Consider the following 11,906-nt stretch of genomic DNA (forward strand, 5'->3'; position numbering starts at 1 on the left):
CGGCGATCGAGGCGCTGCAGAAGCGGGACGGGCAGGGCGGCAAGGTTGCGCCGATCACTTGTGGGGCTGTATGTCCGGGAGGCCTCTCGTCCGGAGAAACCATGTCATTGCCGCGCATGCAGCCGCAGGACGGCGTCGCCTGGGTCACCGGCGCGAGTTCCGGCATCGGCGAGGCCGTCGCACTCGAACTGGCCGCTCGCGGGTGGACGGTGGCGATCACGGCGCGACGGCTGGAACAACTCGAAGAACTCGCACGACGCGCGACCGGATTGCCCGGTCGTATCGTTGCCCATGCCGGCGACGTGACGGATGCCGCAGCCATGCGCGTGGTGGTCGATGCCATCGAGAGCGTGCATGGGCCGATCGCGCTGGCCTTCCTGAATGCCGGCGTCGCGCCAGTCACCCGACCCGGCGTGTTTGACATCGCGGCTCTCGAGGCTGCTCTGGCGGTCAACACCCTTGGAGCAGCCAAGGGGCTGGCCGCCGTGCTGGAGCGGATGAAGCCGCGGGGCCGTGGCCATATTGCGGTCAACGCCTCGATCGCCGGTTTCGGCGGCCTGCCGAGAGCCGCCGCCTATGGCGCTTCCAAGGCGGCGACGATCTACATGTGCGAGGCGCTGAAATTCGACTGCGACAGGCTCGGCATTCGTCTTCAGGTCGTCAATCCGGGCTTCGTCGATACGCCCCTGACGCGCCAGCACGATTTCTCGATGCCGCTCCTGATGACCGAGGCGGTTGCAGCAAAACGCATCGTCGACGGCTTCGCGCGCGGCGGCTTCGAGATCAGCTTTCCACGCCGGCTGTCATGGGCGGTGAAGCTGATCAACCTGTTGCCCTACCCGGTCTATTTCCGGGCGATCGGGTGGTTTACCGGCCGGGCGAAGCGAGAGCAGGCGTAAGCTGCCCGCCGAAGCGGCTCTCCAGCCAAGCGACGCCGAAATGGGTGATCGCCGCAGCGTCGACGAGGATGCTTGCTGCGGCGCCGATCTGTCCCTGCCGACCCTGTCCGGAGGCAAGGAATGCACCGACGATCTCGGCAAAGTAATCCTCATCGAGCCCGGCGACGATGGGATCGCCCGTGTCGAATTCCTCGATCATCCGCCACAGCGTGCCGGATGCGGTCGCGAACGGGACTTCCCGGCGCAGGATGCGCTTGCCCGGGATCTGCGCGAGGTGTTCGGCGTGATGCAGCAGGGTCAGCGTGTCGCGGGGGGCGCCGACCATGAGAACCTTGCCGCCGATGGAGACGAGCTTCGCCAGCGGAGAACCTTCGCCATAGCCATAGTCGAGCGGGTGATCCTGCGTGATCCAGTCCGCCCTGGCACCGAGTGCTGCAACCGAAGCGCCGGGATTGCCACTGCGTTTCGCGCCGGGGGTGGTGCGCAGGAATTCCGGCAGCACGCCATTGTCGCGAATGGCACGTGACGACGCCGGATCGAAGGGCGGGAGATGCGCGCGCCAGGTTTCGGGAACGCGGCCCTCATCGTCGAGCAGGTCGTCATAGGCGCCGTCCCAGTCGGTATAGGCCAGCAGCGTTCCCTGAGCGCCGATTGTGTCGAGCAGGGCGCCGATCAAGGCATCGGGACCGTTCAGCAAGCGTCCGACGCGGCTCATCGCGGCATGGACCATCACGGTGTCGCCGGGCTGCAGGCCGAGGCGCTGGAGGTCCGCACGCAGGGCCGCGCGGGTGAGGAAGGCGGGGAGTGTGTCCGACATGCGAAATTGATCCGGCGCTGACTCAACGTCATGGCCGTGACGGACGATTGTGGCGCGTTTCAGATTGTCCGGCAGGTTTTGACGATGAGATCGACGAACCATTGCATCGCCGGGTTCGACGTTGCGCGCAGTCCATGCACGAGGTCGATCGCGAAAGCCGGAACCTCGTAGGGTAGGGGAAGGATCGCCACGCCTGCCACGTCGGCAAAGCGCAGGGCGATTCGCTCCGCCATGGTCGCCACGAGATCAGTCCCTGCCAGTACAAAGGGCACCGCCACGACATGCGGAAGCGTGACCGCGACCCTGCGCTTGTGTCCGTGTTCCGACAGAATGGCATCGACGGCACTCGGTGAGCCATCGCCTCCCATCGACGAGAACAGGACATGGGGGAGGCGCACGAAATCAGCACGGTCGAGCGAGATGCCCGGAGCTGCGCGGGATGCATCGCGAACGCAGGTGAAGCGCTCCATCAGCAGGAACTGCCGGGTTGTGCGGGAGGAGGCGGGCAGATGGCCGCCGATCAGGGCATCGACCTCGCCGCGTTCCAGCCGCGCCAGGCTCTCGACCGCATCGGTGATGGGACGCACGGTGAGATCGACCCCGGGCGCGTCGCGCCGCAGCGCTTCGACAAGGGCCGGCACGATGACGAGGTCGCCGTAATCCGTCACTGCGATGGTGAAATGCCTCCGTGCCGAGCCTGGATCGAAGCCCGGCCCGGAATCCAGCGTTCTGCGAATCTGTTCCAGCGCCTCGCTGACCGGTCGGGCCAGGGCAAGCGCCCTGGCGGTCGGCTGCATGCCCTCGGCCGTCCTGACCAGCAGGTCGTCGTCGAACAGGGCTCGCAGGCGCGCCAGCGCGCTGCTCATCGAGGGTTGTGCCAACCCGATGCGCTGCCCTGCGCGGGTCACATGGCGCTCCTCCATCAGGGCCTCGAAGGCGACGAGGAGATTGAGATCGATCGCAGCCAAATTCATGGCGACGATTATGGTCATGCCGATAATCGATTTCCAAGATGGCGATATGCCTGCCTATCGTCTGCGCCCCAGGCAAACGGGCGTGTCTCATGCGATCCAATCTTCCGCGCCTGATCCCGCGCGGGCCGACATTGCTGGCGCTCGGCGTCATGCTCGGGCTGATTTTTCCCACGCTGGCCGAGCTGGCGCGCCCGCTGATGCCGGCGGCGATCTTCCTGATCGTGCTCGGGACGCTGCTGCGGATCGACATGATCGCGGTGGTCGCCGTGATCCGGCGTCCTTCGCTGTCGGTCTTCCTACCCTGCGTCGCGATGATCGCATGTCCGATCCTCGCAGGCATCGCCGCGCATCTGATCGGCCTTGCCCCTGAGCTCGCACTGGCGCTGGTTCTGGCCAGCTCAGTGCCACCGTCGAGTGGCACCGCGGCGGTCGCAAGAATGCTGGGGCTGGATGGTGCGGTGCCGCTGGTCGTCACGCTCCTGTCCATGGCGCTGGCGCCCCTCACCATACCGTTGCTGGCAAGCTGGTCCGGCGGGCTCTCCGTCGCGCCTCTTGACCTCGCGCTGAGGCTTGCGCTGCTGATCGGAGGGGCTGAGGGCGTCGCGCTCATCCTGAGGCGGCACGCCGCAGCCGCGCTGGCTGCCCATGGCGCCGCGGTCGATGGCATCACTGTCGCAGCATTGCTGGTCTTCGCTCTGGCGACCATGGCCGGCATGCGCAGCCAGATCGAGAATGATCCTCAGGCGGCCATCATCTGCCTGGCGCTTGCCTTCGCCTGCAATCTCGGCATGCAGCTTGGCGGGGTCCTGGTGCTGCCGGGTTCCTTGCGCGAACGCCTGGCGGTCGGCCTGATTCTCGGGAACCGCAATGTCGGTCTGGTCTGGTCGGCGCTTGGTACTGCTGCAACCCCGCGGATGGCACTTTACTTCGCAGCGACTCAGCTGCCGATCTACATCATGCCGCGCCTGCTCGAGGCGCTGCTCGCAAGGTCACGCAAGGATTGTCCGGTCACCGGAATCTCCGGTCGTGCCATGTCAATCGAAGGGAATGCCGATGACACGATCTGATCTTACGCCGGAACTGGCGGCTCGCTTCGCCGCCATTGCGCTGGGGCACGTCCGGCGCGAATACCCCAACAAGCCTGATCATGTCCTGGCCGGCCCCGAAGACGCCCGAACGCCGCGTGAACTCCATCCGGTCTTCTATGGCAGCTATGACTGGCATTCCTGCGTTCACAGCTACTGGATGCTGGCGCGCCTGCTGCGCCGCTTTCCGGACCTTCCGAATGCCGGAGATATCTGCGCCCTGTTCGACGAACAGTTCGTCGCGGACAAGGTCGCCGTCGAGTGCGCCTATCTTGCGGCGCCGACGGCGCGCGGCTTCAAGCGGCCCTATGGCTGGGCTTGGCTTTTGAAACTGGCCGAGGAACTGCACCTGCATGACGACCAGCGCTGGTCGCAGATGCTCGCGCCGCTGGCGGACGCATTCGCTCAGCGCTTTCGCGACTTTCTGCCGCTCGCGACCTATCCGGTCCGCGTGGGCACGCATTTCAACACGGCCTTCGGCCTCAGGATGGCGGCAGACTATGCTGCGGTGACGCGGGACGACGCCTTCATGGCGCTGCTGCGAGACACCGGCAGGCGCTGGTACGGCGGGGATGCGGATTGCCCGGCCTGGGGCGAGCCGAGCGGCGACGACTTCCTGTCCTCGGCGCTGATCGAGGCGGAATGCATGAGGCGTCTCCTGCCAGGGGAGGAATTTCTGCCCTGGTTCGACGTCTTCCTGCCCAGGCTTGCCGACAGCGGACCGGAAACCCTGTTCCGGCCGGCGACTGTCAGCGATCGCACGGATGGCAAGATCGCCCATCTCGATGGTCTGAATCTCAGCCGGGCGTGGTGCTGGCGCGCGCTCTCCGCGGCGCTGCCGCCGGGCGATCCGCGCCGAACCCTGGCAGAGGACGCTGCCGCACGGCACCTGGCGGCCGGGCTTCCCCATATCGCCGGCGACTATATGGGCGAACACTGGCTCGCGAGCTTTGCCGTGCTCGCGCTCGAAGGATGAGGGCACGAAGCACGGCAGGCAGGCTATGCGCGACCCAGGGACGCAAGGGCATCGAGCGCCCGCTGCCGGCCAAAACCGAGATCGATGATCGGGCGTGGATAGGTTTCTCCGAGCCGGACGCCAGCGGCCGCGAGCTTGCCAGGCGAAAGCGTCCAGGGACTGTGGATCTCCGGGGCTGGAAGCTGACCGAGTTCCGGAATCCAGCGTCGGACATAGGTGCCGTCGGGGTCGAATTTCTCGCCCTGCGTCACTGGGTTGAAGATGCGGAAATAGGGAGCGGCATCGGCGCCCGATCCCGCAACCCATTGCCAACTCGTGGGATTATTGGCGGGGTCGGCGTCAACCAGAGTGTCCCAGAACCAGCGCTCGCCTTCGCGCCAGTCTATGAGCAGGTGCTTGATCAGGAAGGACGCGACGATCATCCGCACGCGATTATGCATCCAGCCGGTCGTCCAGAGTTCGCGCATGCCGGCATCGACGATCGGATAGCCTGTCAGCCCGCGTTGCCAGGCGTGCAGCGCGGCATCGTCCTGTCGCCATGGAAAAGCGTCGAAACGCGCGTTGAAGTTCTGCGTCGCCAGGTCAGGGTGATGGAAGAGCAGGTGGTAGGAGAATTCACGCCAGCCGATTTCGGAGAGAAATTTCTCTGCATCGCCGGCGCTGCCCGGGATTTCTCCTGCATGCCGGGCTGCCAGCGTGGCGTGCCAGAGCTGGCGGGGCCCGATTTCACCGAAGCGCAGATGCGGAGAGAGGCGCGAGGTCGAGACCTTGTCGGGACGATTGCGACCCTCGCTGTAGCCTGCGATCGCCTCGCCGAGGAAAGAGGAGACGGCGCCCGTCGCGCCAGCCTCGCCCGGAATCCAGGCCTCGCGCATGCCTCCAGCCCAATCGGGCGCGGTCGGTTCCAGCATCAGCCTCTCATGATCGAGGGCAAGCGGTTTCAGCGATTCGGGGAGAGGCAGCGGTCTCAGCTGTGTGGGGGCTGGGGCAGGAGCTGCCGGCTCGCCGCGCGCCCGGACTGCGCGCCAATAGGGCGTGAAGACCTTGAAGGGCGTGCCGGAGCCCGTTGCGATCTGCCAGGGTTCGTTGAGCAGGCTGGCATTGTAGCTCGCGACGGTCGTGCCGGCCTGGGTCAGTTCGCGCTTCACCTCAGAATCAAGCGCAATGGCGGCGGCCTCGTAGCGACGATTCCAGGTGACGAGGTCGACGCCTGTTGCGGCCACGACCATGGGAATCAACCTGGCAGGGTCTCCCCGCATCAGGACGAGCCTGCCGCCGCGCGCGCCCAGCTCTTCGGCGAGCGCGGCGAGAGAGCGTGACAACCACCAGCGCGCTGCGCCGCCCAGCACGCGCCGTTTCGGTGATTCGTCGAGGATGTAGAGGCAAAGGACGGGGCCATGGGCCGCAGCTGCGCAAAGGGCAGGATTGTCGGCGAGACGCAGATCGTCGCGGAACCAGAACAGGGAGGAGGCGCTCATCCCTCCTGATAGCCTGCCTCCCGATAGCCTGCACCAGCGGCTCACGCGAAATCGGCGCCGTCAAGGCGCCGATCCTGGCATTGCTTCCGGGCGGGAGAATCGACCTCCGGGCCGGTATGCGGCGCTATCAGCGGTAATAGGGCCGGCCGTAATACTGGCGATGGCGCCAGTGCCCGCGTGCATAGCCATAGGGCGGCGGGCCGTAATGGCGGCGGCCGTAATAGCCGCGTGGGGGACCGTAGCGATAACCGTGAGAATAGTGTCCCCGGCCATGGCGCCAGTCGCGATACTGAACCTGCTGAATGTCGGACGTCCCGCTCAGCAGGTCGCCAGCCGTGGTCGGTGGCGCTGCGAGTGCGGCTGCGGGCAGGGCAGCCGTCAGGCCCAGCATCAGGGCCGAGGCGAGGAAAAAGTTTCGCATGATTCGTCTCCAGGTGAATCGGATCGACAGCATGGAAGCCGATCGGGCTCGAACCGGTGATGAACGGGATTGTCCGGAACCGTTCATCTCGCGCAAGGCACAGATGCCTCGCTTTCGCGAGGATCAGGGCAGTCAGCGCATCATGTTAAGGAGGTGGAGGCCTCGCCCGGAATCGAACCGGGGTGCAAGGATTTGCAGTCCTCTGCGTAACCACTCCGCCACGAGGCCATCCGGGGACAGTCACGCTGCGGTGATGTCCTAGGGCCGCCTATAACCACATGGCGCGCCGGCCCGCAACCGGGAACAGCAGCATTCGTCATGATGACCTATGGTCACCTGTGGATGAGCGGAATTCCTGCCATCGAAGTGTCTTAAAGGGCTTGCGCCCGGACAAAGGCGTCGCTATTACCCCGGCCATCGGTCCCGGATAGCTCAGCGGTAGAGCAATCGACTGTTAATCGATTGGTCGCAGGTTCGAATCCTGCTCCGGGAGCCAACACTTCTTACATTCATGTAATTGATGCCCGTGTGCCATCTCCTCTACGAGGGGGCGGCAGCGTGTCGGCTCGCGATTTCAGAATCTTATGCGCTTTTGCTGATCCGAGCTCTCGGCATGTCGGCGCGTAATGCGCGTCCGCCCTTGCGCGATCCCCTCACCACGATCCGCCGAGGTTCGTTGATCAGGGCGTGGCCGCCAGGCGCCGATCGACGGCGCGGGCGCGGAGCTGCCTGGAGAGGATGGGCCGAGCCCTCTCGATGTCATGATCAGGATCGAGGGATCGCTGAGCGATCGCTATTGGGCAGAATGACCGAATCCAAACCGGTCTGATTCAGAGGCCGCGATCGCAGATCAATCGAGATGTCGCCGGCAGAATCCTGCCGGTCGAATCTTGGCCGGATTGCCTCGCGACGACGCCGTCAGGTCGTCTGTGGATGCGGCGCGCATGTGCTCCTCAGCTGTGAGAACTCGCTGCAGCCGAACCGGTGTCCTGCCGCGGCCATCTTGCCTTTTGCGACCGCCTCGAACAAAAGCTGAGGACGGCGAACACGCGCCGCGCAGACGGAGATTGAGGATATGGACAGCTTCACCGAGCTGCGCCGGATGATGGTCGATTGCCAGTTGCGGACCTATGACGTGACGGACCGTGCGGTTCTCACGGCTGCCGACCGCGTTCCGCGCGAAGCATTTCTTCCCGCCGAACTCTCCCACCTTGCCTATCTCGATCAGTCTGTCGCCTTGCCGGGTACGAGCCGGGCGCTGATGACGCCGATGGTGATCGTGCGGATGATCCAGATGCTCGGCATTCAGCCTGGCGAGCGCGTGCTCGAATATGGCGGCGGCACGGGATATGGCGCTGCATTGATGTCGGATATGGGCGCGGTCGCCACGCTTTGGGAGCCTGATGCGGCTGCCCTGGATCAGGCTCGTGGCGCGCTTGCGCTGGCTGGCGCTGTTGGCGTCACGCTCAGCGCCACACGGCCTGCCGAATCTCATTTCGACGCGATTCTCGTCAGCGGCGCCTGCGAGACCGTTCCAGAGAGCCTTTTTGGTCTCGTCAGCGATAACGGCCGGCTGATCCTGGTCGAGGGGCAGGGGCGGGCCGCGCGGGTGCAGCTTTATCAAAAGAGCGCCCAAACCATGTCGGCGAGGCCGGTTTTCGATGCTGCCGCGCCTGTTTTGGAAGAATTCCGCCGCGTTCCGAGTTTCGAATTTTGATTCGGCAGTGTCGCATTTATGCGGCACTGCGCCATGGAAACGATTGTTCGCGCCTTGGTGAGATTGGCGCGGGCCGCGGCTCCGGGTATGAATCACTACAACTATGCCGAGGCTGGGGCGATGCCTGGGCGAGACTTGAGTCCGCACAAGAGGCGTCCACGTGAACGAAAAAGAAATTAGGCGGAAGTCGGCCGGATACGGTCTCGCTGCGGTTCTGGCCACCGTTTTGGCCGCCAGCCAGATCACGACGGCTTCTGCGCAGACGATGGATGCATCGCTGGCGCGGGCCTATAATGGCAACCCGACGCTGAATTCGCAGCGCGCCTTGGTGCGCGCCACCAACGAGAACGTGCCCCAGGCACTGTCCGGCTACCGGCCGCGCATCACCGCCTCGGCGGATATCGGCGCGAGCCTGCTTGACGCCAATCAGCCCGGACAGGGCAACAGCACGTCCCGCCTGGCGCCGCGTGGCGCAGGCGTCCAGATCGACCAGAACATCTTCGACGGTGGCAAGACCCGCAGCTCTGTCAGCCAGGCGGAATCGCAGGTGCTGGGTGCGCGGGCGACGTTGCGCAATACCGAGCAGAACGTGCTGCTCGATGCCGCCACGTCCTACATGAACGTGCTGCGCGACACGGCGATTCTCAGTTTGAACCGCAACAACGTCGAGGTTCTCGAGGAGCAGCTGCGCCAGACGCGCGACCGATTTCAAGTCGGTGAAGTAACCCGGACCGACGTGGCGCAGGCAGAAGCCCGGCTGTCGCAGGCGCAATCCGCGGAGATTCTGGCGGAATCGAACCTCAAGACCAGCATCGCGCGCTTCCGCCAGAATGTCGGTGTCGAGCCAAAGCAGCTCGCGCCTGGACGTCCCATCGAGAACCTGCTGCCGAAGTCGCTGCCGGCCGCGCTTGACATCGCGTTGGTCGGGCATCCTGCGGTCATCGCGGCTCTGCACGGCGTCGATGCGGCGGAGTTGCAGGTGAAGGTCACGGAAGCGGACCTCTATCCGACCGTGGGTGTGCGCGGCTTGGTCGCGCAGCGCTATGACAGCCAGCTTTTTGGTGACAATCGCTTCTCGGCGAGCGCTGTGGCGACGCTGACAATCCCGATCTATGAGGGCGGCCAGGTCTACTCACGGACCCGGCAGGCCAAGGAGACGGCCGGCCAGCGCCGGATCGACGTCGACACGTCGCGCGACACCGTGCGTGCTGCGGTCGTCTCCGCCTGGGGCGCCCTTGATGCCGCCAAGGCGCAGATCATTGCGGCTCAGGCACAGGTTCAGGCGGCTGAGACCGCGCTTGCAGGCGTCCGCGAGGAGGCCAAGGTCGGTCAGCGTACCACGCTCGACGTGCTCAACGCGCAGCAGGAACTGGTGATTGCCCGGTCGACGCTGGTGACGGCGCAGCGAGATCGGGTCGTCGCATCCTATGCCGTGCTCTCGGCCGTTGGCCGGCTTTCGGCTGAGACGCTGAAGCTCAAGACCGCGGTCTACGACTCCCGCAAGCATTACGATCAGGTCAAGGGTCTGCTCTGGGGCACCCAGGTTCCTGACGGTCGCTGAGACAGCCTTGAGTGTTAATGACGGGGGCTGAAGCCCCCGTTTCTGTTGTGGTCCGCCCGCTCTGTTTTGCAGCGGGCTTGCGCGCTGATCGATGGGAGACATTCCGGCAACAGACCGGATTTCTCCTGTGGGTGGGCCGGAACCTGCCTTGCTTGGCGCTCTTTGCGTGGAATACTCAATGTTGGGGCTGCGTTTGATTCGATCCGCGCGCCCGGTGTCGAGTGGTCGGACCCAGCATGAGCGCGCAACCCAAGCCCAACGAACCGTCGATGGAGGAGATTCTCGCCTCCATCCGCCGGATCATCGCGGATGACGAGGTCAAGCCCGCCGAGGCTAGCGCACCTGCGCCGACGCCAGAGCCGTCACCCGCGGCGCCCCAGTTGCAGCTCGTCGAGGAGATCGATGACGACGTGCTCGATCTCGGAGCCGAGGCGAGCCTGGTCGTATCACCGGCGATGGCTGAGCCCGAGCCTCCGGCCGTGGCCATTCAGCCCAGCCTGGATGTCGATTTCCTCGAAGCGGCCGAGCCCGAGTTCAAGCCGCAACCGGAGCCGCCGGCGCAGATGTTCGTGCCGCCAGCCTTCGTCCCGGCACAGTCCGCGCCGCCATCGCTCGATATGGCTGCTCTGATTTCGGAACAGGCCGGCTCCGCCGTGAACAATGCCTTCGGTGCGCTCGCCCACACAGTCCTGACCAACAACGCGCGTACGCTCGAGGATCTGGTCAAGGACATGCTGAAGCCGATGCTCAAGACCTGGCTCGACGACAATCTGCCGACCATGGTGGAACGTCTGGTGCGCGCCGAAATCGAACGCGTCGCCCGCGGTAACCGGCACTGAGGCATTTCCCGCTCACCAGGACGAGATTGGTCGGCTAAGGTATCGGCCTGAAAGGTGGATTGCAGTCTCGATGCAAACACAGAAGGTCGGTTCATCCGCCCGGATACGAAATCCAGTCCGATGATCTAACGCCCGCGTAGCCGTCCGTGGACCCGTTGTGGCACTCTGATGTCGTCAAAGGCGCCGGCATCGTGCAACTGCTTGATGGCGAACCCGGCGAGGGTCAACGCGGCGGTTGGCCCGCCAAGTCGTGAGACCAGCATCGCCAGGCCGACCGCGACAGGGCGTGAAAAACGTCCCGAAGCCGCTTCGACGGCGAGCCATGCTCCGAGACTGTGAACGAGGAGCTTCATCCGGTCATCCTGCTGTGCTTGAGGGGCGGGGACAATCTGATCGATGAAGGCCTAACCGCTGAGACAGGTCGTGGTTCCGTATCTCCGTCGTTTGACGATTGCGCCGGGGCGTGCCTGATTCGGATCCGAAGGAGTGCGAAGCCGTCCTCGGGGGCAGACAGTTTCGCGAGCCCGACGCCACCTTCAGCGAGTCTCAACGCGAGGACTGACCATGAAGAAGCCGACGTCACGCATCGATCTGAAGTCCAACACCAAAACCTCAATGATCAGCCTGCTCAATGCCCGCCTGGCGGACGGCATCGATCTTGCGCTTGTCACCAAGCAGGCCCACTGGAATCTGAAGGGCCCGGGCTTCATCGCTATCCACGAGATGCTCGATGGCTTCCGCGCCGAGCTCGATACCCATGTCGATACAGTCGCAGAGCGCGTGGCACAGCTTGGCGGGATTGCGCTGGGCACAACGCAGACTGTCGCGTCGGGCACGACGCTGAAGCCCTATCCGACAGAGATCGTTGCGGTGAAGGATCACCTCGCCGAACTGATCGAGCGCTACGCCGAGACCGCCAAGACCGTCCGCACCGCGATCGACACCGCGGCTGAGGCTGGCGATGCGGACACGGCCGATATCCTGACCGGCTATTCTCGGGCGCTCGACAAGGCGCTCTGGTTCCTGGAGTCGAGCGCGGCCTGACATCCGCATTGTCGAAAGCGTTGACGGGACGCCCACGCATGGGCTCTTAAGACCAACGACCTTTTGGCCTGACCTTCGGCCGGGGCTTTCCCCGG

At 64.9% G+C, this 11,906-nt stretch carries 12 protein-coding genes and 2 tRNA genes; 8 read left to right on the forward strand and 6 right to left on the reverse strand.

The window, feature by feature from the left end:
* Nucleotides 1-101 precede the first annotated feature (101 nt).
* Nucleotides 102-899, forward strand: coding sequence for an SDR family NAD(P)-dependent oxidoreductase (locus AC1DW9_RS11775; RefSeq protein WP_441505836.1), 798 nt, complete (start codon nucleotides 102-104; stop codon nucleotides 897-899).
* Here the strand turns inward: AC1DW9_RS11775 and aac(3) are convergent.
* Both aac(3) and AC1DW9_RS11785 read right to left on the reverse strand, forming a co-directional pair.
* Nucleotides 868-1,716 carry an aminoglycoside 3-N-acetyltransferase gene (aac(3), locus tag AC1DW9_RS11780; protein ID WP_476770036.1) on the reverse strand — a complete coding sequence of 283 codons (849 nt, stop codon included), beginning with the start codon at nucleotides 1,714-1,716 and terminating at the stop codon, nucleotides 868-870. The genes AC1DW9_RS11775 and aac(3) overlap by 32 nt on opposite strands.
* Before the next feature lie 59 nt (nucleotides 1,717-1,775).
* Nucleotides 1,776-2,708 (reverse strand): LysR family transcriptional regulator, encoded by a 933-nt coding sequence (locus AC1DW9_RS11785; RefSeq protein ID WP_441505834.1) that lies wholly within the window; start codon nucleotides 2,706-2,708, stop codon nucleotides 1,776-1,778.
* A 71-nt stretch (nucleotides 2,709-2,779) separates the two neighbouring features.
* Here AC1DW9_RS11785 and AC1DW9_RS11790 point away from each other — a divergent pair, with 71 nt between their 5' ends.
* Together AC1DW9_RS11790 and AC1DW9_RS11795 are read left to right on the forward strand one after the other, a co-directional pair.
* A complete protein-coding gene (locus tag AC1DW9_RS11790) occupies nucleotides 2,780-3,757 on the forward strand; it encodes a hypothetical protein (protein ID WP_441505833.1) in 978 nt (325 codons plus the stop codon).
* Nucleotides 3,744-4,751, forward strand: coding sequence for a DUF2891 domain-containing protein (locus tag AC1DW9_RS11795; RefSeq protein WP_441505832.1), 1,008 nt, complete (start codon nucleotides 3,744-3,746; stop codon nucleotides 4,749-4,751). The genes AC1DW9_RS11790 and AC1DW9_RS11795 overlap by 14 nt, the downstream gene beginning before the upstream one ends.
* A gap of 23 nt (nucleotides 4,752-4,774) precedes the next feature.
* Here AC1DW9_RS11795 and AC1DW9_RS11800 read toward each other — a convergent pair whose 3' ends face one another.
* The 3 genes from AC1DW9_RS11800 to AC1DW9_RS11810 all read right to left on the reverse strand — a co-directional run bounded on the left by AC1DW9_RS11800 (nucleotide 4,775) and on the right by AC1DW9_RS11810 (nucleotide 6,878).
* Complete coding sequence (locus tag AC1DW9_RS11800; RefSeq protein ID WP_441505831.1) at nucleotides 4,775-6,229, reverse strand: cryptochrome/photolyase family protein; 1,455 nt, start codon at nucleotides 6,227-6,229, stop codon at nucleotides 4,775-4,777.
* A gap of 127 nt (nucleotides 6,230-6,356) precedes the next feature.
* On the reverse strand, nucleotides 6,357-6,650 hold the full coding sequence (locus AC1DW9_RS11805; protein WP_441489886.1) for a hypothetical protein: 294 nt from the start codon (nucleotides 6,648-6,650) through the stop codon (nucleotides 6,357-6,359).
* A 154-nt stretch (nucleotides 6,651-6,804) separates the two neighbouring features.
* Nucleotides 6,805-6,878 (reverse strand) — tRNA-Cys (locus tag AC1DW9_RS11810).
* A 193-nt stretch (nucleotides 6,879-7,071) separates the two neighbouring features.
* Here AC1DW9_RS11810 and AC1DW9_RS11815 point away from each other — a divergent pair.
* The 4 genes from AC1DW9_RS11815 to AC1DW9_RS11830 all read left to right on the forward strand — a co-directional run bounded on the left by AC1DW9_RS11815 (nucleotide 7,072) and on the right by AC1DW9_RS11830 (nucleotide 10,767).
* A tRNA-Asn gene (locus tag AC1DW9_RS11815) sits at nucleotides 7,072-7,146 on the forward strand.
* Nucleotides 7,147-7,725: 579 nt separating this feature from the next.
* Nucleotides 7,726-8,367 carry a protein-L-isoaspartate O-methyltransferase family protein gene (locus AC1DW9_RS11820; protein ID WP_441505830.1) on the forward strand — a complete coding sequence of 214 codons (642 nt, stop codon included), beginning with the start codon at nucleotides 7,726-7,728 and terminating at the stop codon, nucleotides 8,365-8,367.
* 160 nt (nucleotides 8,368-8,527) lie between these two features.
* Nucleotides 8,528-9,928: a TolC family outer membrane protein gene (locus AC1DW9_RS11825; RefSeq protein WP_441489888.1), complete on the forward strand. Its 1,401-nt coding sequence runs from the start codon at nucleotides 8,528-8,530 to the stop codon at nucleotides 9,926-9,928.
* A 236-nt stretch (nucleotides 9,929-10,164) separates the two neighbouring features.
* Nucleotides 10,165-10,767, forward strand: a complete 603-nt coding sequence (locus tag AC1DW9_RS11830) for a PopZ family protein (protein WP_441505829.1) — start codon at nucleotides 10,165-10,167, stop codon at nucleotides 10,765-10,767.
* A 125-nt stretch (nucleotides 10,768-10,892) separates the two neighbouring features.
* Here AC1DW9_RS11830 and AC1DW9_RS11835 read toward each other — a convergent pair whose 3' ends face one another.
* Nucleotides 10,893-11,120 (reverse strand): hypothetical protein, encoded by a 228-nt coding sequence (locus tag AC1DW9_RS11835; RefSeq protein WP_441489890.1) that lies wholly within the window; start codon nucleotides 11,118-11,120, stop codon nucleotides 10,893-10,895.
* Between the two features lie 211 nt (nucleotides 11,121-11,331).
* On the opposite strand from AC1DW9_RS11835, the gene dps reads away from it, so the two are divergent.
* On the forward strand, nucleotides 11,332-11,811 hold the full coding sequence (gene dps / locus AC1DW9_RS11840; RefSeq protein ID WP_441489891.1) for a DNA starvation/stationary phase protection protein Dps: 480 nt from the start codon (nucleotides 11,332-11,334) through the stop codon (nucleotides 11,809-11,811).
* Nucleotides 11,812-11,906: the final 95 nt, after the last annotated feature.

It is taken from the genome of Allobosea sp. P4_E12, assembly GCF_056401655.1.